Origin of the sequence: Acinetobacter lwoffii (assembly GCF_024129855.1) — a bacterium.
In the GTDB taxonomy this organism is placed as follows: domain Bacteria; phylum Pseudomonadota; class Gammaproteobacteria; order Pseudomonadales; family Moraxellaceae; genus Acinetobacter; species Acinetobacter lwoffii_L.
In genome coordinates this window covers 77,032-99,289 of sequence record NZ_JAMXXC010000005.1, presented here as the reverse complement: position 1 = coordinate 99,289, position 22,258 = coordinate 77,032, and the positions used below count along the sequence as shown (strand labels likewise).

The window sequence follows — 22,258 nt, the reverse complement described above, 5'->3', positions numbered from 1 at the left end:
ATGCTAAGTTAAAAATAACTAAGAAATTTTTATCATAAATAGAAGAGAGGCTAAACATGAAACGTGTCATCGCCTGCATCGACTCATCGCCATGTATAAACGCGCTGGCAGACGCGGCGGCATGGATTGCCAAACAGACTGGCCGTGAACTGGTCCTGTTACAGGTTTTGGATTATTACCCGGCCAGTTATCATCTGGGGGAAATCAGCGGAGTGATTGGCTTTGAAAGTAATGCCATGTTACTGAAAGAACTGGCTGAGCTTGAACAAAAACAAAGTGAAATCGCGCTGGATTATAGCAATAACCTGCTGCAACACATTTCGGAGCGGATTCTGGCAGAACACGGCATTCAAACCACCCATATTCAGGAAAAGGGTGATTTTCTGGAGCAAAGCTTCCAGATCCTGCAGCCTGATGATATCGCGGTGATTGGATTGCTTGGTGAACGCTCGGCTGAAAAAAACAAACCGATCGGTACCAATGTGGAAAATTTTATTCGTGGGGCCAATTGTACCGTGATGACTGTCGGAGAACAGTTTAAGCCGCCGACACGATTTATTTTCGCCTATGAATATTCACCGACCTGTATCAAGATGATGAAACGGATTGCGGAAAGTGATCTGCTGCGCTTATTGCAATGCCATTTGTTATATATCGGTGATCATGCTGAGATTCTGAATGAGCCTTTGCAATATTTAAATCAGGCTGGTTTAGATGTGGTGCCACAATACCGCTATGGCGATGTCGCAGAAAATATTTTGACCTATCAGCAGGAACTCGGAATTCAGCTGATCGTGTTGGGTGCATTTAGTCACAGTAAAATTCACCAGTTCTTTTTGGGCAGTATTGCGACCACGATTTTCCGGAATTCAAAAGTGCCTTTACTGGTTGCGAAGTGAGAATTGCATATAATAGCCAAGCGCGAAGTCTAATCGTAAATTGTTACAGCTTGATTTAAAAATGACCAGAGTTATCCTCATATATTGTGGATAACTCTGTGGTTAATATTTATAAGTTAATGTTATTTATGGTAAATATGTCATTGGGTGATTTTTGTTCTTCTTGTTTTATTTCACAATCGCGAGTGCAAAACCATCATGTCCTTTGCTGCCAACCGTTTGTAAAGCAGTGCATGACAAAATACGTGGATGATTTTGAAGCGCTTTAAACATGTCACGAATGCCTTCAATACTTGGTTTATTATTGTCCGGGTTAATGATTTCGCCAGCACGAATCACATTGTCCAGAAAAATAAGTGTACCTGAGTGCGACAGGTTTAAACTGAGTTCCAGATATTCCGGATAACTCTGTTTGTCTGCATCAATAAAGATGAAATCGAAAGCTTCCGTATCTTCAGGCAGGGCTTTAAGCACATCTGCTGCACGGCCGCATTTCAGTTCGACGGTCTGTTTAAGCTGCGCGCGATCAATATTTTCCTGACCCATCGCTGCATGGGTATCACGTCCTTCAATGGTCAGGATATAGCCATCATCCGGCAAAGCACGTGCCAGCCACATGGTGCTATATGCTGCAAATGTGCCGAGTTCCAGTATACGTTTACACTGGTTCATCTGGATTAGCATCTGCAACAACATGCCTTGGTTCGGTGCTACAGCCAGATGATCAGGAAAACCGTGCGCTGCGGTATTCTCAAGAGTTTGATTCAGAATAGGGTCTTCAGGAATTAAATGTGAATCAATGTAGTGATCAATGTCTGTCCACATTTGTTGCATAGTCTTAGCACCTTGATTGCGATGCGTGCATTTTAAACTTTTCGCGGCAGAGCGCAATTTATTGTTCTATAGGTGCTGATTTTTTAGGCTCTAAAAAGTCCTGATTGAACTTTGTAGAGCGGTTGTCATGACTTAGTAATTACACATCGAGGAATTACGGCCTAAACTCGGTCCCCAAGTACGATAACCTTGGGTATCGATGTGGATTTGACCTGAAGCATACATGCCAAGTCCCATATTCAGACTTTGACCATGCTGTACCCAGAACTGACACAATTTGAACTTGGTATTTTCAATATAGCTATAATCTTGTGCCTGCGGATATTCAGGCCCAATCCGGAAATCGATGGCAGAGTTGTACAGATGGCGTGAAGAGTTGGCACCACCGGCACACTGGTTTAAAGGCAGGTCACGATAGACTGACGTGACTTCAAAATCAGTCAGTACATTGGCTGCAACCAGATATTTAAAGACTTTTAAAGTTGGGATCTGATTGGCCCATAATTCACGGCTTGGAATCATGTATTGGGAACGGCCACACTTGGCCCAATCACGTGCAGTACGCATCAATTCGAAACTCGGAATGATATTGCCAACCCCATGACGTTCCAGAAAAACCTCATATTCACGCACGCGTGACAAATTATCCAGTGCCGATACCCAGTGGGTATACACATAAGGCACAGTTTTTGGGTGGGCTTTACGATCGTATTGAACACGTTCTTGTGGAATGTAAATCCGTTTTCCAGCAGGTGTGGTGGCCTGTCCAGGTTGTTTTGTGGTCGTGGTACAGCCCACAAAAACAAGAGGAATTATACAAAGACTCAATAATCCCTTTAACAAGTTCTTCATTTATAGAAATCAGATATTTACAAAATAGCGCTATTTTAGACTAAATATAGGGAGAAATTTGGAGAATATTGCAATGAAATGTGTGCGTTGAGTATAAAAAAGATCAGCATTTGCTGATCTTTTAAAGTTTAAACTAATTACTTTTCAAGGTATTGTAATTTGTCTGCTTTGCCATTCCATTCTTCACGGTCTGCTGGCTGGTCACCAATTTGTGTGATATTTGGCCATTTTTGTGACAGGTCAGCATTCAGTTCAATAAAGACTTCCTGACCTTCTGGTAATTCGTCTTCAGAGAAAATTGCATTTGCCGGGCATTCAGGTTCGCATAACGCACAGTCGATACATTCGTCCGGGTTAATCACAAGGAAGTTAGGACCTTCATAGAAACAGTCTACAGGGCAAACTTCAACACAGTCTTGATATTTACATTTAATACAATTTTCAGTGACAACGAAGGTCATGGCGACAGCTACCTAAAAAATATGGTTCTAATTACGAATGCGGTATTTTAGGCAAAAACAGGGGGAACTAACAATTCCTTTTATTGATATTTGTTATATATAGGGCTGTTAGATTTGAAAAAAGGTCGCATACCGATGAATTACAGCATTCATCGGTATGTTCAGGACATCGACCCTATGCCAGATGAGGTCTAGGACCGAGAATTAACTTGGCTGTTTGATCAGGTCTTTGAGCGCATATAACTGCTGCAAGGCTTCACGCGGAGTTAAACTATCTACATCAATATCTTCGAGTAAGTCCAGTGCAGGCGATTCTTTTTCAATTTCGATGATACGTTCTATAGGCTCCATAACTTCAGGCATTGCAAACAGATCATGCTGCGGGCTCAGTGGCTTGGCCTGATGCTGTTTTTCCAGAATCTTTAAGCGGTTTTGCGCTTCTTTAATCACCGCAGCCGGAATGCCTGCCAATTTCGCGACTTGCAAGCCATGACTTTGACTGGCCGGGCCATGTTGCACCTTATGCAATAAAATCAGATTACCATTCAGCTCTTTGGCCGTGACATGGTAGTTATTAATGCCACTTTCCTTATCCAGTTCAGTCAGTTCGAAATAATGGGTAGCAAATAGACATAAACATTGAATGCGTTTGGTCAGATCCAGCACACAGGCCCAAGCCAAAGACAAGCCATCATAGGTACTGGTTCCACGGCCAACTTCATCCATCAGTACCAAAGAATGACTGGTGGCATGATGCAGGATTTGCGAGGTTTCGGTCATTTCCACCATAAAAGTCGATTTGCCTGTCGATAAATCATCGGCAGAGCCAATACGGGTGAAGACACGATCTACAGGGCCTAGGGTTGCAGCTTGCGCTGGAACATAAGCGCCACAATAAGCCAAGAGTACGATCAATGCAGTCTGGCGCATAAAGGTGGATTTACCACCCATGTTGGGGCCGGTAATGATGGCCATCCGATGGGAAAAATCCAGTCGCATATCGTTCGGAGTAAAGGCCGATTTACTGAGGGCTTCTACCACCGGATGCCGACCAGCAGTGATACTTACACCAACTTCAGGACTGAATTTTGGACGCGACCAGTTGCGTAAACGCGCCTGATGGGCAAAATTCGCAATCAGATCAATCTGGGCTATGGCGCTGCTCATCATCTGTAAATTGCCGATATCCTGACGCAGTTCATCCAGCAGCATTTCAAACAGCATTTTCTCACGGGCCAAAGCACGCGATTCGCTAGATAAGACTTTGTCTTCAAATGCTTTCAGTTCAGGGGTGATGTAGCGTTCGGCATTTTTCAGGGTTTGCCGGCGAATATAATGCTCGGGTGCTTGTTCGGCCTGTGCGCGGGTCAGTTCAATATAATAGCCACTGACGCGGTTGTAGCCAATTTTCAGTCCCGGAATTCCGCTTTGTTCACGCTCTTTAATTTCCAGATCAATCAGGAACTGGCTGGCATGATCACGAATCTGACGTAGTTCATCGAGTTCACTGTCAAAACCTTCGGCAATGACATTACCATCACGAAGCAGGACGGGCGGGTTTTCCACAATGGCGGACATCAGACGTTGATGCAGACCATGGAAGTCGCCTAGCTCTTCATTGAGTTGTACTAAAAGTTTGGACTGTTGCTGACTGACAATCGGTTGCAGGGCATGGCGTAAAAATGGAATTTGCGCACAGGCCTGACGCAGTTGTACCAGATCACGTGGACGGGCACTGCCAAGCGCAATACGGCTCAGCACGCGTTCAATATCGCTAATTTCTTTTAGTACCAAACGTACAGGTACTTCGTGGAAACCTTGCAGCAGGGCTTGAATGGCATCCAGGCGCTCATCCAGCAAGGCGGTATCGCGTAAAGGTTGCATCAGGGTGCGACTGAGCAAGCGCCCCCCCATAGCAGTCTGACAGTCATTGATCAGTTGAAATAAGGATGTCCCATGTTCAAATAAAGGCTCAATCAGTTCAAGATTACGGCGTGTCACCGGATCCAAAGCAATAAAATCTGAACTTTGTTCTAGCTGAATCGTGCGGATATGCGGTAACGCAGTTTTCTGGGTTTCTTTTGCATAGTGAATCAGTGCCGCAGCCGCTGCTTTAGCCAAAGGTAAATGATCAATTCCGAAACCTGAAAGCGTGCTGACAGCAAACTGGTCGCATAAGGTTTTTTGCGCATTGTTCAGGTTGAAGTCGACATCGGGACGTTTGGTGACCGAGATATCCAGTTGCTGTTTGAGTTGTTCGGTCAATGTTGGATCAGTGATACTTTCATCCAGCAGAATTTCGCTTGGCATCAAACGCGCCAGTTCAATCATGAGCTGGTTAAGATCATAATCCTGCTGCTGGACTTTAAATAGGCCGGCGCTGAGATCAAGAAGTGCAATGCCGATCTGATTCTGCTGAATACATAAAGCCACCAGATTCGAGCTCTGATGTGCACCGAGCATGGCATCATCGGTCAGGGTGCCCGGCGTAATAATCCGAACTACACCACGCTCAACCGGTCCTTTCCCAGTAACCTCGCCGATCTGCTCGCAGATCACCACGGTTTCGCCTTTTTTGACCAGACGTGCCAGATAACCTTCGGCTGCATGATAAGGCACGCCCGCCATAGGAATCGGCTGACCATTGGCTTTACCGCGATGGGTCAGGGTAATGCCTAAAATCTTGGCTGCCTTGTGTGCATCTTCAAAGAACAGTTCATAAAAATCACCCATACGATAAAACATCAATGAATGCGGATGCTGCATTTTCACTGACATGTATTGCTGCATCATGGGCGTTAAGGTAGAAAGATCAGCCATAATTTCTGAACTGGTCATTAAAAATAAATCCTTTCAACAAGAGATAAATGCAAATACTGCTCAATAGGCTATGCAGGAAAATTTAAAGCACATTTTCAATCAGGCCAATCCAACATGGTTGAGCACAGGAGATCGAAAATGTGAAATGAATCTGCTGATTCAATTCAGCTTTAAAGCTGTATTGCAGCAAGTCTATCAAATTTAATTTTTAGAAAGAAATGAAATTCCAGATGAATCTTTAAGTCAGCGCTCAGATCTGTCGCTATGGCTTCTTATTCAGCATTATTTGCAATTTTAAAAAATAAACCACCGGATGCGAACATGCGGTGGCAAGTCTCAATCAAGACGATAGTTTATTCCGGATCATAAAGACCAAGATCGGTCAGATGTAATCTGAGAATCCGGCGTAATTCCAGTACGGCTTCAGGCGTTTCCTGAATCGAGTGGCCACCCTTAATGACTTTGCTAGATACAGCACCATTTAGGTAAGCACTCTCATATGAAACGATATCATCGCTCATGAGCTTGGTGTCTTGCGTATCTACGGTATTGCCGATAATCGAGTGAAATTTGATATCTTTAGAAGGCTGAATATCCTGGGTCAACGCCGTGAATTTTGAATTTTCACTCAGATCGCTTGGGCCATTTTGAATCAGGTCATGCCCCAGTTCTTTGACAAACTCGTTTAACCCGATCTGGCCTTGCAGGGTATCGGCAAAGGCACCCAAAAATGCACCCGGTATACGGATAATTTTACGGGCCAGTTTGGTATGCCAGCGGTCGGCATATTCTGTCCCACGATGCGGAGTTGCTAAGAAAATGGCCCGGGTGAAATTTGGAATAGGCTGCATTTGCAGGCGTGCTTTAAAGAGCGGGTTATCCTTAAACTGTGCAATGCGGGTATTTTGTACCAGCTTGAATGCATCTTGAGTAATATCGGCCTGACTGACCATTAAACGGGCAATCACGCCTCCCATACTATGTCCGACCAGTACCGCATCTTTTTTGGCTGGTGCATTGTTCGCAACCCGGGCAAAGCCTTGCTGAACCAGGGCATTAATTTGAAAACGGCTTTCCAGAATCGGCATATTGGTAGAATAAAATACCTGCCAGACCTGGAAATTTTCCCTTAATACCGGATCACCCATAATGTCGTTGGTCAGACGAATCCAGGCTTCAGGACTACTGGCCAAGCCATGAATCAATACCAGCACTTTCTTGTCCGGATTATAAGGTTCCAGCATGTACAGATGCGGCATGCTCAGACTGTCTTCGCGATTAATCAGGGTCAGATAGGCTAAACGCCCCAGATTGTTCTCGGCCAGCCATAAGCCGTAAGGTGCAGAAAAGTTGGCGGCCAGCGCATATTCTTTCGAAGCCACTTTGATCTTTTCATGCTTATAAGGATCATAGAGTTTCAGGTGAAACTCCGAAGTAGATAAAATCTGTTCGGTCGAATTCGCTGATTTAGGCACAGCGGTAATGGTGGTCGCCAGATAGCGGGCTGAATGAATGTTTGGATTTTTACCATTTGGATAGTTGTGCTTGAGCGGATCGACAATATATTTTTTATCCTGCTCGGTTTGCTGTGCTTCAGGTAAGACCACTAAAAATTCTGAACCAAAACCATCACGGCGGGTGATGGAACGTAGGCCGGAAAAGTTCATGTTATAGGTAGACATCAGCTGTTCAATGGTCTGGTTTTTCAGCTGCGGAAAATTTTCCAGATCAATGGTGTATACACTGTCACCGACCTGAATGCGCTGGCCGGACTGTTTGGCTTCATAACGTTCAGCATAGCGTTGAATCAGATGAGCAATTGCCAGGTTATAAAAGTCACGAATCTGAACCTGGCGGTTATCAAAAATACGCTCTTGCGGCGCACGCTCGGTTTTAAATAGATAGGCATAGCTATAACGAATGCTTTTATCCAGCATCGTGAGCTGCTGATCCAGACATTTCTGGATATTCTGTTTGTGTTGTTGCTGTTTTCCCGGTGACCGGGTTTTGTTTAAGACACCGGTGTTGCATTCGGCAGACTTGGCATTTTGTAAGGAGTTGGCGAGATATAATTCACTTGCTGTAGAAAGCAATTGTTCATCTAAAATCTGGGGAATACTTTTCAGATCTTCCACACATTCTTCGGGCTGATCAATACAGATCTGGGCTTCACGACCTGTCATGGACAACACATTCAGACTGGCTTCACTGAGCTTGTCGCGGGTCAAGATGCTGTCACGCTCATTGTTCAGCGTGACATTAATGGCCTGTTCCTTAACACTTACCACCTGACAGCCGCTGAGTACGCTGGTGATGAGTAAAGTGCACAGCATTAATCTTTTATTTATTTTTTCGTGCATAAAACTTTTCACTGAATTCAAGTTATAAAGCGGGATAATGTTTTGTATTTTACTAATTTTTTCCCATAAAAATAGACCGCCGTAGCAGTCTATTTGTAATCAAATTGAAGCGAATCTTGATTATGGGGTCACCGGTGCTGTTGCTGGGTCTGTAGCCGGAGCGGGTGTTGATGTTTGCAAAATTTGCCAAACATTCCAGCGACCATTTTTCTCAATTTCCTGAATCAGACGGTCTGCTACTTCAGCTTCTTGCGGATATTTCACCTTATAGTTCGCCAAGGTTTGAGTGGCATTTTTTTTCTGTTCTAATGCAATATAATTATTGGCTGCAGAAAGATAAGCCTCCTGAACGCCAGCTTTCATGGCTTTGTCCAGATAAGCGATGGCTTCACGTTGACCACCGCCTTCAGACAGACCAAAACCAAACCAGAAGTTGACTTCAGGATCATCCGGGTTAATTTTGAGAATACGCTGGGCATAGGTCAGGGAATTGGTGGTATAAACTGAACCCAGATCCAGGTTACGTGCCATCACGCTGGCTTTAAAAGCACGCATCAACACATCAAAAGAGGCATTTGGACGGGCCGCTAAAGTATCCAGTTGTCGGGTGACTTCACGCAATTTGGCTTCAAAACCACGGCGTTCCTGACGATCGCTGAAACGTGGTGGATAATGACGTGCCTTACCTTCGACCATTTGCAGGAAATCGTCAATTTCGGTGATATCGATTTCATTTGAATTGGCAAGTGCTGCATAACGCATTGCACGGGTATTGCTATCTACCACTGGAATAATCAGTTTATTCACATCCAGGGTCAATTGCTTGGATGGATCATTAGGATCCGTCACCACCATCTTGGTTACAGGCTGCGCTGCAGCTTTTTTCAAATGCACTTCAAATTCAGGTGGTTCATTATAATTGAATGGATTTAAAGCATAAAATGGTGGGCTCAGTTCAGGCTCTACAAAAACCACTTGATCTACAGGTTTCTCAGCAGATTTCTGAGGAGTGGTTGAACACGCAGTAATTGTGAATGCTAAGCAAGCAAGTGCCAAGGGCTTAAAGGTCATAATAGTCATCCATTCTGTTATTTTTAAAACATCTATTCAAAAATTGCATGATCGTCAGTCTATGAAAAGTATAACGATCATGCAAGTAAACCCGTGTTACAGAGTGAAGTGTGATATTCAGGCTTTGGATTGGCTGGTTTGCGCTTCACATTCACGGCGCGCTTCTTCCAGAATCTCCAACTCTTTTTTACTCAAAGGCTGGCCATCCTGTTGCTGCTTGTTAAAGGTCGGATCTAACAAAGAAAGACGATTGCACAAGTTGTTCATGCGTTTTTCATTTTGCTGAATGCGATCCAGCAGAATCCGCATGCCTTCCAAAATCGGATCGGACTGGTCTTCAGTTGCGGCATAGGGCTGGAAACCGATACTTTCTGCATAGTCACGACGACGCGCTTCAGCATCATCTTTGGGTTTGTCTTTGGTGATAAAACGTGCCGGGTTGCCCACAGCTGTGGCGTTCTCAGGAACCGCTTTGGTGACGACCGCATTAGAACCGACTTTGGCATTTTTACCCACGGTAAATGGCCCTAGAATCTTGGCACCAGCACCGACTACTACGCCATCTTCTAGCGTTGGATGACGTTTACCTTTATTCCAGGTCGTTCCACCCAAAGTCACGCCGTGATAAAGCGTCACGTCATCGCCAATTTCAGCAGTTTCGCCAATTACGACACCCATACCGTGATCGATAAAGAAACGGCGGCCAATTTTTGCACCCGGATGGATTTCAATGCCTGTGGCAAAGCGGCTAAACGAAGACAACGCACGCGCAGTTCCTTTACAGTCTTTGTTCCATAGCTCATGTGCCATGCGATGCATGATCAGCGCATGAATGCCAGGGTAAGTGGTTAAGACTTCTAAGGTATTGCGTGCTGCAGGATCGCGCGCAAAGACAGCTTGTATATCTTCTTTGAGCTGTTTTAGCATTAGATTTGATCCTCGTCCTGTGATGATGTGTGTGAAGATTTTTTCCAGGTACCGTTATTCAATGCCTGAACACGGCTGAAAATACCACGAAGTAAGTGATATTCCATACGATCTAATTGTATACGTCCGAAGAGACGACGCAAGCGTAAAGGCAATAATCTTGGATTTTTTGGATCCATAAATTCAATTTCTGCCAGCATTTTTTCCAAGTGCGGGTAGAACTGTTCCATCTGGGCATGGTTGACCAAAGGTTCATCCCATTCCATTTCAATGCCATCAATGACTTGCATGGTCGCTTTAGCATCACGTGGCTGTTCAATTTGACTCATCGTCGCCATGCGCATTTCATAGCAGATCACCTGAATCGCCTGAGCCACATTCAATACGCCATAGTCAGTATTTACAGGAATAGTCAGATGATAATTGGCCATCGCCAGTTCTTCATTGGTCAGACCACGGTCTTCACGGCCAAATAGAATCGCGACTTCCTGCTGATCTTGTACCACGGCGGTCATGGCTTTTTCAGCGGCAGGGCGCACATCTAACAGCGGCCAGGGAATGGTACGGCTGCGTGCGCTAGTACCGAATACAATCTGACAGTCTTTAATGGCATCTTCAAGTGTTTCTACAATCTCGATCTGCTCGATCAGGTCAGTTGCACCCGCGGCCAGCGCATCAATATCCGGATGTGGATAGGTTTTCGGTGCCACCAGAACCAGCTTGGACAAGCCCATGGTTTTCATGGCACGTAGGGCACTGCCGATATTGGCAGGTAAAGTGGTATTGACCATGACAATACGCACATGGGAGAGATGTGCTGAAACAGCAGCATTGTCAATTTGACTCATGAGGATTCCAATTTTAAGGTGTTTTAAAGATCAGGATTTATGAATATTGCGGCTGGGATTCAGCCTGATACAGTTCCAGTGCATCATCCATGCTCATGCCCACAGGCGGCGGAGGAATATCCACCGGCTTGGCCTGTTCATAGGACACGGCTTTGGCAGCTTTGGACTTGACCTGATACTCAATATGCAAGGCTTCTTTACCAAAATAGTCACGCAATTTGGCTAAGAGCTCATCCAGTGGGGCGACTTTCCAGTTGAGACCCAGATGCAGTTCAGTCGTGGCATACGGATAGTCCAGATACAGAATCACCGGAATATGTGCGGACATATCAACATTGCAATAAGGAGTCAGAATCTGCTGCAAGTCACGGCTCAAGCTCTTGCTGAAATGCTCGGCTGTGAGGGTAATCTTGATGCTATTGGCACGTTTCTGGCGAATTTCATTCAGGCTGAATGCTTTGGTGAGGCGTCCCATCGGACGGTCAAAGCCTTCACGCTCATAGATTTCGCCTTCAATCACCACCACTTTATCGAGCTGGATAATCTCTTTAAAGCGGTTGAAGCGTTCGTGATTGGCTGAAATTTCAATCCGTGCCGTACCATCATCCAGTGTCATCATCATCCGGTTCGGGAAATTGGCAATATCCACCACCAGTCCTGCAAACACGGTGGTCACACCACGGCGTGTTGGCGTCAGCTCATTGATCTCACTAGGCACAAAGGCTTTCAGTTCATTGCGATACACATCAATCGGGTGACCGGTTAAATACAGACCAAGTGTATCTTTTTCACCTTTCAGACGAACTTCATCTGCCCATGGTTTGACTGGCTTAGATGGCTTGCGCTGAACTTCTTCCACTTCGCCAAACAGGTCCATGATGCCGGTTTCACGATTGGAACGTGCCTGTTCCGCAGCTTGAACCGCTTCAGGCAGTTGCGCCATCAGGTCGGCGCGGTCAATTCCTAAGCAATCCAGTGCACCTGAACGAATCAGTGCTTCCAGAGTACGCTTATTGATTTTTTTCAGATCAATACGGTGACAGAAATCAAACAAGTCACGGAATGGACCTTCTTGCGCACGCGAGTCAATCACCGACTGCATCGCCGCTTCACCGACGCCTTTGATCGCACCCAGACCATAGACAATGGTTTGCTCATCAATGGCATGGAATTGATACAGCGACATATTCACTGACGGCGGCAAAACTTCCAGATTATTCTTGCGACAGTCATCAATCAGGAATACCACGTTGTCGGTGTTCTGCATCTCCGAGGTCAATACCGCAGACAGGAATTCTGCCGGATAATGTGCTTTCAGCCATGCGGTCTGGTAGGCAACCAAAGCATAGGCAGCCGCATGCGATTTGTTAAAACCATAGCCGGCAAACTTTTCCATATAGTCGAAGATATGGTTGGCCGTGGCTTCATCAATGTCTTTTTTCGATGCACCTTCAATAAAGATCTGGCGCTGTTTGACCATTTCTTCCGGTTTTTTCTTACCCATGGCACGACGTAACAAGTCCGCGCCACCAAGGGTATAGCCGGCACAATACTGTGCAGCCTGCATTACCTGTTCCTGATAGACCATAATCCCGTAGGTGGGTTCTAGTACGCCTTCAAGCAAGGGATGCAGATATTCAAAATCGCCACCATGCATCCGGTGAATAAAGTCAGGAATCAGATCCATCGGACCTGGACGGTATAGTGACACGAAGGCAATAATTTCTTCAAACTTGCTCGGGCGTGCCTCTTTCAGCATCTTCTTCATGCCCACGGATTCAAACTGGAATACCGCAGTAGTGTTGGCATTGGCGAAGACCAAATACGCGTCTTTATCTTCAAGCGGGATATAAGCAATATCTAAAGGTTTATCCGCTTTGATGCGTTTATTGATATTTTTAACCGCATCTTCAATCACCGTCAGGTTACGCAAACCCAAGAAGTCAAACTTCACCAGACCTGCAGATTCGACATCGTCTTTATCGAACTGTGCCACGCGTCCGGTACCATCGGCATCACACATGACCGCAGAGAAATCGGTAATTTTGGTTGGCGAGATCACTACACCACCGGCGTGTTTACCGGTGTTTCGGGTAATACCTTCCAGTTTCAGTGCCATTTCCCAGATTTCGGCTGCATCGTCATGGTCTGGATTGGATGGATTGGTGACGATATCTTTAAGCTGGGGTTCAGCTTCTAGTGACTCAAGCAGGCTTAGACCTAAAGGCTTGGTCGGAATCATTTTCGAGATACGATCCGCCAAGCCATAAGATTTACCCAAAACGCGGGCAACATCACGAATCGCACCTTTGGCCGCCATAGTGCCGAATGTTGCAATTTGGGAGACCGCATCACGGCCATAGGTACGTGCTACATAGTCAATCACGCGGTCACGGCCTGCGATACAGAAATCGACGTCGAAGTCGGGCATCGAAACACGTTCCGGGTTCAGGAAACGTTCGAACAGCAGTTCATAACGCAGCGGGTCAAGATCGGTAATTTTTAAGCTATAGGCGACCAGTGAACCTGCACCCGAACCACGGCCCGGACCGACCGGAACGCCGTTACTTTTCGACCACTGAATGAAGTCCATCACGATCAGGAAGTAGCCCGGGAATCCCATCGAGTTAATGATGTTAATCTCGTATTCGATACGCTCATCATAAGGCTTGCGGATTTCTGGCCAGTCTTCATCACGTTGTTCAGGCGGATACAGGAAATTCAGGCGTTCTTCCAGACCTTCTTTGGACAAGTGTGCAAAGAAGGTATCAATGGTATGACCTTCAGGAATCGGATAATCAGGCAGGAAGTATTTGCCCAGTTGCAGCGTCACATTACAGCGTTTGGCAATGTGATAGGTGTTCTCAATCGCAGATGGAATATCCGAGAACAGCGCCGTCATTTCTTCAGCAGATTTGAAATATTGTTCAGGTGAATAGGTTTTAGGGCGGCGGTTGTCACCAAGCACATAACCATCTGCAATACATACCCGTGCTTCATGCGCTTCATAATCTTCACGGGTCATGAAATGCACATCATTATGTGCGACCACACCGATATTGTATTTTTTTGCCAGCTTAACGGCTTCCAGAATAAAGTTATCTTCATCCGGACGATTGGTACGGGTCAGGGCAAGATAAACACGATTACCAAATTTTTCGACCCATTCTTCTAGCAGCGGTTCCGCTTTTTGCGGATTTGAACTCATCAGCATTTTGCCGACATCGGAATGCATGCCGAGCAGGGCAATCATGTCCTCAGGCTGATTTAAAATCCATTGTTTTTGAACGCAGGGAATATCCAGTTGCTGGCCACTGATAAAGCCTTCAGATACTAATTCAGTCAAATTACGCCAGCCGGTATTGGTCATGGCCAATAAGGTCATGCGATGTTCGGCATCATTCAGGCGAATTTCAGAACCCAGAATCGGCTTGATGCCTTTGCTCAGACATTTGCCATAGAACTTGACGGCAGCATGCAGGTTAGAAAGATCCGTGAGCGCAAGGGCAGGCATCTGTTCTTCTTCGGCAGCTTTGACCAAGTCAGGTATCCGTACGATGGATTCAGTAATCGAAAATTCTGTATGAATACCAAGATGAACAAAGTGCATAGATGAGTCCCTGCTAAAACCATTGAATAGTTTAACATGGGATTTATTGTTTCAGTTTGAAATTGAGGGGAAATGGCTAACTTTTAGGTCAAGTTTGAATTTGATTTTTTAAGCTGATTATTTAGTTAGTTGTTAGAAGATATTTTCTTTTACTTTTGACGGGACAAAAGTAACAAAACCCCTTTGTTGATCTGATGGCACTTCCATGTGCCACAAATCAACGGGCGACTTCCTGTCGCCGTGGCACGTATCAAATAGTTGCAGGACTTTACTTTGAAATAATGAGAAAGGGATCGTAAGTATTAAAAACAATAGAACCCTCTTTTTAGAGGGCTTTATTCATACATAAAAACTAGCTTAACGAAGTCGGGATAACCAGTCACCGAGGCTTTGTACAATCTGCACTAGAATCAGTAATACAATCACCGTCATGATGACTACAGAGGTATCAAAACGCTGATAACCATAAGAAATTGCTAAGTCACCAATACCACCCGCACCGACTGCACCGGCCATTGCCGTTGCACCAATCAAACTGATGGTAGCAGTAGTCAAGTTTAGAATCAGTGAGCTACGCGCTTCCGGCAGAATAAACTTAAAGATAATTTGCATTGGCGTCGCGCCCATGGCTTGGGCAGACTCGATAATACCTTCATTCACTTCCAGCAAAGATGTTTCAATCAGGCGACCAATGTATGGGCCGACATAAATGGTCAATGGAACAATCGCTGCCCATGTACCAATCGATGTGCCGACAATTAACTTGGTCAGTGGAATGACTGCAATCAGCAAGATAATAAACGGCAATGAACGTAGCGCATTCACAATCGGATTGAGACCGTGATAAATCACACGATTCGGCAGAATCCCATTCGGACGTGTCACCAGTAGGGTAATCGCCTGAATGAAGCCCCAGATACAGCCAAACAGCATCGCGAAGAACACCATATGAAAGGTTTCTTGCAATGCTGTCACGAACTGATCTATCGACAGGGAGCTTTTCCAGAACGGTGCCGTGATCGTTGTTAGCCACTGTACAATCAAATCTCTCATGCCTGTACTCCCGCCTGATCGACTTGCACGCCGTGTTGTTCAAGGAATTTTATTGCTACCTGAATTTCTTGTGCATCACCCAGTAGCTGAATAAACATCTGGCCAATCACCGTGCCATTAATCTCGGTCATGTTGGCAAACAGGATATTTAAACTGATATCAAACTGTTTAATCACCGCTTGAATCACGGTTTCCTGAGCCGAACTGCCGAGGAATTTCAGGCAATAAATACTGTTGTGATTCTGGTTTTCCAGATTATTTAGAATATTGACCGGTAAATGTTGCTGAAGTACAGTCTGAATAAAATTCTTGGTCGTCGGGTGCTGCGGCTGGCTAAAAATTTGTAAGGTACTGCCGGTTTCAATCACATCACCTTTTTCCATCACAGCGACATAATCACATACGGTTTCAATTACATCCATTTCATGGGTAACCATAACAATGGTGATGCCTTGTTCTTCGTTAATTTTTTTAAGTAGCTGTAGAACAGATTTAGTCGTTTGTGGATCAAGTGCAGAAGTCGCTTCATCACAGAGTAAAATTTTTGGATGATTGGCAAGGGCACGGGCAATACCAACACGCTGCTTTTGACCGCCAGACAATTCATCTGGAAAAGCATGACGTTTATGTTTCAGGTCAATAAAGTCTAATAATTCTTCGAGGCGCTTTTCCCGTTCTGCCTTGCTCCAGCCTAGGAGTTTCATGGGCATTTCGATATTGGCTGCCACGGTTTTGGTTTGCATTAAATTGAAATGCTGGAAAATCATGCCGATGCTGGCACGTTCTTGACGCAATGCTTTGGCATCCAGTGCGGTAAAATCTGTTCCGTTAATGATAATCCGGCCTGAGCTTGGGCGCTCAAGCAGGTTGATCAGACGGATGAGGGTGCTTTTACCGGCACCACTATAACCGATGATGCCAAAAATACTGCCGGTTGGAATCTGAAGATTAATCTGATTCAAGGCATGCAAGGTTTGACCCTTAAGCTCATACTGTTTTGAAATATCTTTAAATTCAATCATAGTGTCAAAAACTGCATCACGGATAAAAAAACAGGCAAGAAATCGTCCTTGCCTGTTCTAAAAGTCTATTATAGTACTATTTTGATTCAGTTAAATACGTCACAGGTTTGTTTACCGCAACTTTCGTACCACCAAAATGTTCATCAACATATGCTTTTACTGCTGGCGTATGATACAACGCACCCACTTTTTGCAGGACTGGATCGTTTTGACGGTCTGCTGCAACAGCTAATACGTTGACATTCATTTTTGTGCTTTGATCGATTGGCTCATAGTAAATCGCATCTTTCAATACGTTTAAACCACCTTCCATTGCCAGGGTATTGCCCAGCACAATCGCATCAACTTCATCTTTTACACGTACTGCAGTCGCCATTTGAATTGGCTTAATCACGATTTGTTTTGCATTTTCGGTCACATCAGAAGTTGTACCTTTGACATTGTCAAAACCAGCTTTTAATTTAACTAGGCCTGCTGATTGTAAAAGTAATAATGCACGTGATTCGTTTGCGCCGTCGTTAGGAATAGCAATGGTTGCACCAGTTTTAAACTCGTTTAAAGATTTCACTTTGCTTGAGTAAATACCCATTGGCTCTAAATAAGTGGTAGATAGAGGTACAATTTTGGCTGTGTTGGCATCGTTGTAAGCCACCATATAGGCATAAGACTGGAATGCATTCACATCAATTTCTTTGTTGGCTACTGCCGTGTTCATTGACACATAGTCAGTAAAATTTTTCACATCAAGTTTGATACCGGCTGCTTTGGTTTCAGGCAGGGTCGCGATATAACGCCATACGTCTGCATCTGAACCGGTCGAAGCCATAGTTACAGTTTGAAGACCATTTGCATCTTTAGTTTGCGCTGCATCAGTGGCAGGCGCTTCCTGTTTACCACACCCAGTTAAAGTCAATACAGAGGCACTCAAGATAACGCCAAGTAACTTTTTCATGAAATTGTCCTAATTCTATTCTTGCCTAGAGTATAAGCATTTTTAAATCGTGTTAAATAAGAGTTTTATTACGATCTAAGTAGGTGGCTTGATCATTGCTAAGGAGGGCTTGAGATCGGAAGATGCAAGCGTGCAGCAACAGTCCTGATGAACTTGATCAAGTCAGAGGCAGCCCAAATCTGATGTACTTGATCTATTTTGGAGAGAGAAAATAGATATTTTATAAGTACATGGTAAGGTTTGGGTGTTCTGAAGTTGCGAATATCATAACAATAAATCTATATTCGATATACTGGATAGAAAAGCCTTGCTTATCTCTTTAGTCGAATATAAAAAAGATCTTTTAAAGAAAATATTAATTAAAACAATATATTATTTATATTAAAATATGGCTTTAATAGATATGTCTAAATACTGATCTTTATAAGATTTTGTAAGATAGAAATATAAAAAATGCATATAGATAAATTAAAGAAAATATCTGATTTTTGGCAAATTAAGAAAATTCTATCATTAACGAGATAAATCTTTCCTTTATATTAACTAAGCTTAGTATCTGATCTTGGTCTTCTCAGGTCATGATACTACAAGCTTGTTTTAACAGAAGGGAATATACAGATAATCTGAACGCTGTTTTTCATAGAGTACGTGTCTACACAAGATATGATCGGCAGGTACAAGTGGATGATCAAACTCTCCCACTTTTTCTAAGCCAATATTTTGCATGACACGTTCTGATGGTGTGTTGATGCAGGCAGTAAAAGAAATGACTTTCTCGAGTCGTAGAGTTCTAAAGGCATATTTCAGTACCGCTTTGGCCCCTTCAGTGGCATAGCCTTGATTCCAGTATTGTGGTAGCAAGCGCCAGCCAATTTCAGGGGCATCAGCAATTTTAAGCTCAGGTGGATGCACGTGTAAGCCAATAGCTCCGATAAATTCGCCTGTGGTTTTCAATTCTACGGCAAAGGCTCCCCAACCGCGTTTTTCGATATCTGTGCGGATACGTTCAAGAAAAGCAGTTGCCTCAGTCGCATCGAGATTTTTAGGGAAGTAGCGCATGACCTCGTCATCTGCACACATTTGGATAAATGGAGCTATGTCAGAGTCTTGACATTGGCGTAGGATGAGGCGAGGGGTGGTAATTGAAGCTGATGACATATACTTAGACCAAGATATAAGATGTTATCTATTAATCATTAAAATTTAATATAACATGGATGAAATTATGTTGGATGATCAACAGATTCAGAATCAAGAAACGCAAGTTTGTAGTAATCCTGCTTGGATGGTTCATCTAAAACCTTTTTCAGCAATCATTAGTGAACAACAACCTAGGATTAATTTTTCATTAGATCAGATCAATAACAATGATTATGAGGAAATGCAACTATCAAAAGTAATCGGAATTCTTTCTTTAGAAAGTGATGATAGTTTAGGTGCTTTAATTAGTTATGACGGAGCAATTGCAATCCCTCAAAGCGAAAATTTTCCAACACGCATTGATGGTATTACTAAATTAAATGAGATTTTGTGTTGCCTGTTATTAGGTGGGATCCATGCAGAGGTCTTGCATCCTCATGAGTTAGATGTAGGTACATTAGATCTCTTGCGAAAGTAAAAAATTGTTTATACTAGCCCCATGAAATATGAAAATTTAACTCGATTTAATGATGGGGAATTTAAACGACTCGTTGGAGTTCCTCGTCCATTATTCTTAAAAATGGTATCGGTGTTACAACACGCTGAACTTGCCAAGAAAAAATCTGGAAGGCCGCATTCTTTGTGTTTAGAGGATCAATTATTGTTAACTCTAAACTACTTACGCTGTTATAGGACTCAAATTGAATTATCCGCTGACTATAATCTTGCTGAAAGTAATGTGAATCGTACTATTCATAAAGTTGAAAATGCTCTGATTCAATCACGGATTTTTGCATTACCCAAAAGGAATCAAAAGTTTAGTGAAGGTGATTATGTGATCGTTGATGTCACTGAGTCACAGATTGAGCGTCCCAAAAAAACAAAGAAAATTCTATAGCGGTAAAAAGAAGAAACATACGCTAAAAACACAGGTCATTTTTAACCCAAGACTAAAGCAAATTGTAAGTATACAGGTCGAAAGTGGCAGAAAACATGATCTGACGATTGCGCGTAAGTATTTTAAGGAGATGATCATTTATCCTTGTATTATGGCAGATTTAGCCTATAAAGGATTTCATCAGATTAAGAGTAAGTTACTCATTCCAATCAAGAAACCTAAGAATTTATCATTACCCAAAATAGCAAAACAGATCAACCAAGAAATCAGTCGGCGTAGGATCACAATTGAACAATCAACGGCAAACTTAAATATTTTCGGATATTAACAGAACGGTATAGAAATAGACGGAAACGATTTGGTCTAAGAATGAATTTAATTGTTGGAATGGTGAATTGGATGCTCTTGAATTAACTTTCGCAAGAGATCTATTATATGAAAAGCGAAGTTTATTTTCTAATTTGCCATCGCTTCATAATCAATTAAGGTGCAATTGGGCATCTATATCTGAACGATATCTACCGTTGATGCATCCTAGAGTTTTACATTTTAATGATCTAAGACTCGCTTATAATGCTGGGCAGGAAATAATTAAGTCAATTCCATCTTTTACACCATTCTTTCTATTAAATGGTTATACATCTTTAATTAATCAAAACAATAATGATGCGCTTAATAATTTGTGGATTGTAGTTGAGCAAATTACAGAAATTTTATGGAAGAAAATTTATATTAAATGTAAGGATAGCTATCCAAGACAAGTAAGATGTTTACATACAACATGGGAAGAAGCTAAGTTTTTAAAAAATATAGCAACTAAGCATAAACTTTTAAGGTTAGCCAAAATTATCTCAAGACAAAATTATAAGATATTAGAGAGTGCTCGAAAATCTCGAAATTAAACTAGTGCATAGTGGAAGACGTCCAGAATATGAAGTAATTTTTGAATTGTGGGGAATATTATCCGAGTTGCTTGAGCTAGCTACTTGTAGAAGAAATATAGGTCTTAGAAAAATAAAAGTCGGGAAAGAATTAAACTGGAATAATCCACAAGATACTAATTTTGATGAATGGAAAGAATTAGTAGCTCAAATGAAATAAAAATTACTAATTAAAAACCCCGCACTTAGCGGGGTTTTTACTTAACCAAAATTTAGATTAAGCATTTTCACGCGCAATCGCACGGTAACCAATATCTTTACGGTATTGAACGCCGTCGAATGTCACTTTTTTGCAAAGTTCTAAAGCTTTTGCTTGTGCTTCACCAATGGTATTACCCAGTGCAGTCACGCAAAGTACACGACCACCAGCAGTCACGATCTCACCATTTTCATTGGCTTTAGTACCTGCATGGAACACTTTCGCATCTGCCATTTCAGTGTCTAAATCTGAAATCACATCACCATTGCTAGACGTTTCAGGGTAGCCACGTGACGCAAGTACGATACCGACAGTCTTGCGCTCATCCCATTCAGCTTCCGCAGGTAAGTTACCAGCAATACCAGCTTCAACCAAATCAACTAAAGATGATTTTAAACGCATCATGATTGGTTGAGTTTCAGGGTCACCAAAACGGCAGTTAAACTCGATCACTTTAGGTTGACCTTGTTCATCAATCATCAAGCCTGCGTATAAGAAACCTGTGTAAACATGACCATCTGCTTTCATGCCGTCAACAGTCGGACGCATCACTTCTTTCATGGTTTTTTCAAATACGTCAGCCGTCACAACAGGAGCAGGAGAGTAAGCACCCATACCGCCAGTGTTCGGACCTTGGTCGCCTTCAAAAATACGTTTATGGTCTTGAGAAGTTGCCATCGGCAAGATGTTGTCGCCATCAATCATACAAATGAAAGATGCTTCTTCACCCGCAAGGAATTCTTCGATCACAACGCGAGAACCTGCATCGCCAAACTTGTTACCTGCAAGCATGTCATCAATTGCTGCAAATGCTTCTTGATTGGTCATGGCAACGATTACGCCTTTACCTGCAGCAAGACCATCGGCTTTGATCACGATTGGCGCGCCATTTTTCTCTACAAATGCTTTAGCGGCATCTACTTCAGTAAACACGTCATAGAAAGCAGTTGGAATGTTGTGACGTTTTAAGAAGTGCTTGGCAAAAGCTTTAGAGCCTTCAAGCTGTGCAGCAAACTGCGTTGGACCCCAAATTTTTACACCAGCTGCACGGCAAGCATCAACCACACCATTCACAAGTGGTGCTTCAGGGCCGACAATGACAAGTTCAACTGCATTGCTTTTTGCAAAGTCGATAATCGCAGCATTGTCTAAAATATTTAAGGCAACATTTTCGCATTTATTTTCTGTTGCAGTACCTGCATTACCCGGTGCTACAAATACTTTTGCGACTTTATCATCTTGCGCGATTTTCCATGCAAGTGCATGTTCACGACCACCATTACCCAAAACTAAAATATTCATTAAAAAAAATCCTTCTGAAATAGAATCCCCCTAAATCCCCCTTTGATAAAAGGGGGACTCCCTTCGCTC

Annotated in this window: 18 protein-coding genes and 1 pseudogene; 5 read left to right on the top strand and 14 right to left on the bottom strand. The window is 43.3% G+C overall.

The window, feature by feature from the left end; genetic code table 11:
- The first annotated feature begins 56 nt into the window (after positions 1–56).
- Positions 57–899: a universal stress protein gene (locus NI465_RS06540; protein ID WP_004279943.1), complete on the top strand. Its 843-nt coding sequence runs from the start codon at positions 57–59 to the stop codon at positions 897–899.
- Between the two features lie 168 nt (positions 900–1,067).
- Here the strand turns inward: NI465_RS06540 and NI465_RS06535 are convergent, their stop codons facing one another.
- From NI465_RS06535 to NI465_RS06475, 13 genes are all read right to left on the bottom strand, one after another.
- Complete coding sequence (locus tag NI465_RS06535) at positions 1,068–1,733, bottom strand: O-methyltransferase (protein ID WP_004646686.1); 666 nt, start codon at positions 1,731–1,733, stop codon at positions 1,068–1,070.
- Between the two features lie 132 nt (positions 1,734–1,865).
- On the bottom strand, positions 1,866–2,585 hold the full coding sequence (locus tag NI465_RS06530) for a D-Ala-D-Ala carboxypeptidase family metallohydrolase (RefSeq protein ID WP_004279938.1): 720 nt from the start codon (positions 2,583–2,585) through the stop codon (positions 1,866–1,868).
- A gap of 137 nt (positions 2,586–2,722) precedes the next feature.
- Positions 2,723–3,046, bottom strand: a complete 324-nt coding sequence (gene fdxA, locus NI465_RS06525) for a ferredoxin FdxA (RefSeq protein ID WP_004279936.1) — start codon at positions 3,044–3,046, stop codon at positions 2,723–2,725.
- Between the two features lie 204 nt (positions 3,047–3,250).
- Entirely contained in the window at positions 3,251–5,884 is a 2,634-nt protein-coding gene (mutS, locus tag NI465_RS06520) for a DNA mismatch repair protein MutS (RefSeq protein WP_253144711.1), read from the bottom strand.
- Positions 5,885–6,219: 335 nt separating this feature from the next.
- Positions 6,220–8,226: an esterase/lipase family protein gene (locus NI465_RS06515; protein ID WP_253144709.1), complete on the bottom strand. Its 2,007-nt coding sequence runs from the start codon at positions 8,224–8,226 to the stop codon at positions 6,220–6,222.
- 120 nt (positions 8,227–8,346) lie between these two features.
- On the bottom strand, positions 8,347–9,297 hold the full coding sequence (locus NI465_RS06510) for an ABUW_2363 family tetratricopeptide repeat lipoprotein (RefSeq protein ID WP_004646689.1): 951 nt from the start codon (positions 9,295–9,297) through the stop codon (positions 8,347–8,349).
- A gap of 117 nt (positions 9,298–9,414) precedes the next feature.
- On the bottom strand, positions 9,415–10,224 hold the full coding sequence (gene cysE, locus NI465_RS06505) for a serine O-acetyltransferase (RefSeq protein WP_004279928.1): 810 nt from the start codon (positions 10,222–10,224) through the stop codon (positions 9,415–9,417).
- Positions 10,224–11,072, bottom strand: a complete 849-nt coding sequence (locus tag NI465_RS06500) for an RNA methyltransferase (protein WP_004279927.1) — start codon at positions 11,070–11,072, stop codon at positions 10,224–10,226. Before NI465_RS06500 ends, cysE begins: the two co-directional genes overlap by 1 nt.
- A gap of 37 nt (positions 11,073–11,109) precedes the next feature.
- Entirely contained in the window at positions 11,110–14,682 is a 3,573-nt protein-coding gene (gene dnaE, locus NI465_RS06495) for a DNA polymerase III subunit alpha (RefSeq protein ID WP_253144707.1), read from the bottom strand.
- 357 nt (positions 14,683–15,039) lie between these two features.
- Complete coding sequence (locus NI465_RS06490; RefSeq protein ID WP_004279923.1) at positions 15,040–15,735, bottom strand: methionine ABC transporter permease; 696 nt, start codon at positions 15,733–15,735, stop codon at positions 15,040–15,042.
- Positions 15,732–16,757, bottom strand: coding sequence for a methionine ABC transporter ATP-binding protein (locus NI465_RS06485; RefSeq protein ID WP_253144705.1), 1,026 nt, complete (start codon positions 16,755–16,757; stop codon positions 15,732–15,734). Before NI465_RS06485 ends, NI465_RS06490 begins: the two co-directional genes overlap by 4 nt.
- A 76-nt stretch (positions 16,758–16,833) precedes the next feature.
- A complete protein-coding gene (locus NI465_RS06480) occupies positions 16,834–17,709 on the bottom strand; it encodes a MetQ/NlpA family ABC transporter substrate-binding protein (protein WP_253144703.1) in 876 nt (291 codons plus the stop codon).
- 597 nt (positions 17,710–18,306) lie between these two features.
- Positions 18,307–18,867 (bottom strand): GNAT family N-acetyltransferase, encoded by a 561-nt coding sequence (locus tag NI465_RS06475; RefSeq protein ID WP_253144701.1) that lies wholly within the window; start codon positions 18,865–18,867, stop codon positions 18,307–18,309.
- A gap of 67 nt (positions 18,868–18,934) precedes the next feature.
- Here NI465_RS06475 and NI465_RS06470 point away from each other — a divergent pair, with 67 nt between their 5' ends.
- The 4 genes and pseudogenes from NI465_RS06470 to NI465_RS06455 all read left to right on the top strand — a co-directional run bounded on the left by NI465_RS06470 (position 18,935) and on the right by NI465_RS06455 (position 20,848).
- Positions 18,935–19,327 carry a hypothetical protein gene (locus NI465_RS06470; RefSeq protein WP_253144699.1) on the top strand — a complete coding sequence of 131 codons (393 nt, stop codon included), beginning with the start codon at positions 18,935–18,937 and terminating at the stop codon, positions 19,325–19,327.
- 21 nt (positions 19,328–19,348) lie between these two features.
- Positions 19,349–20,161: pseudogene (locus NI465_RS06465) on the top strand (IS5 family transposase).
- Complete coding sequence (locus NI465_RS06460) at positions 20,143–20,649, top strand: hypothetical protein (RefSeq protein ID WP_253144697.1); 507 nt, start codon at positions 20,143–20,145, stop codon at positions 20,647–20,649. The pseudogene NI465_RS06465 and the gene NI465_RS06460 overlap by 19 nt, the downstream one beginning before the upstream one ends.
- On the top strand, positions 20,627–20,848 hold the full coding sequence (locus tag NI465_RS06455) for a hypothetical protein (protein ID WP_253144695.1): 222 nt from the start codon (positions 20,627–20,629) through the stop codon (positions 20,846–20,848). The genes NI465_RS06460 and NI465_RS06455 overlap by 23 nt, the downstream gene beginning before the upstream one ends.
- Before the next feature lie 57 nt (positions 20,849–20,905).
- On the opposite strand, the gene purD is transcribed toward NI465_RS06455, so the two are convergent.
- Entirely contained in the window at positions 20,906–22,189 is a 1,284-nt protein-coding gene (purD, locus tag NI465_RS06450; protein ID WP_253144693.1) for a phosphoribosylamine--glycine ligase, read from the bottom strand.
- Positions 22,190–22,258 lie beyond the last annotated feature (69 nt).

Coding starts and splice junctions, on each gene's coding strand:
- NI465_RS06540 (WP_004279943.1), top strand. CDS start 57: ATGAAACGTGTCATCGCCTGCATCGACTCATCGCCATGTATAAACGCG.
- NI465_RS06535 (WP_004646686.1), bottom strand. CDS start 1,733: ATGCAACAAATGTGGACAGACATTGATCACTACATTGATTCACATTTA.
- NI465_RS06530 (WP_004279938.1), bottom strand. CDS start 2,585: ATGAAGAACTTGTTAAAGGGATTATTGAGTCTTTGTATAATTCCTCTT.
- fdxA (WP_004279936.1), bottom strand. CDS start 3,046: ATGACCTTCGTTGTCACTGAAAATTGTATTAAATGTAAATATCAAGAC.
- mutS (WP_253144711.1), bottom strand. CDS start 5,884: ATGACCAGTTCAGAAATTATGGCTGATCTTTCTACCTTAACGCCCATG.
- NI465_RS06515 (WP_253144709.1), bottom strand. CDS start 8,226: ATGCACGAAAAAATAAATAAAAGATTAATGCTGTGCACTTTACTCATC.
- NI465_RS06510 (WP_004646689.1), bottom strand. CDS start 9,297: ATGACCTTTAAGCCCTTGGCACTTGCTTGCTTAGCATTCACAATTACT.
- cysE (WP_004279928.1), bottom strand. CDS start 10,224: ATGCTAAAACAGCTCAAAGAAGATATACAAGCTGTCTTTGCGCGCGAT.
- NI465_RS06500 (WP_004279927.1), bottom strand. CDS start 11,072: ATGAGTCAAATTGACAATGCTGCTGTTTCAGCACATCTCTCCCATGTG.
- dnaE (WP_253144707.1), bottom strand. CDS start 14,682: ATGCACTTTGTTCATCTTGGTATTCATACAGAATTTTCGATTACTGAA.
- NI465_RS06490 (WP_004279923.1), bottom strand. CDS start 15,735: ATGAGAGATTTGATTGTACAGTGGCTAACAACGATCACGGCACCGTTC.
- NI465_RS06485 (WP_253144705.1), bottom strand. CDS start 16,757: ATGATTGAATTTAAAGATATTTCAAAACAGTATGAGCTTAAGGGTCAA.
- NI465_RS06480 (WP_253144703.1), bottom strand. CDS start 17,709: ATGAAAAAGTTACTTGGCGTTATCTTGAGTGCCTCTGTATTGACTTTA.
- NI465_RS06475 (WP_253144701.1), bottom strand. CDS start 18,867: ATGTCATCAGCTTCAATTACCACCCCTCGCCTCATCCTACGCCAATGT.
- NI465_RS06470 (WP_253144699.1), top strand. CDS start 18,935: ATGTTGGATGATCAACAGATTCAGAATCAAGAAACGCAAGTTTGTAGT.
- purD (WP_253144693.1), bottom strand. CDS start 22,189: ATGAATATTTTAGTTTTGGGTAATGGTGGTCGTGAACATGCACTTGCA.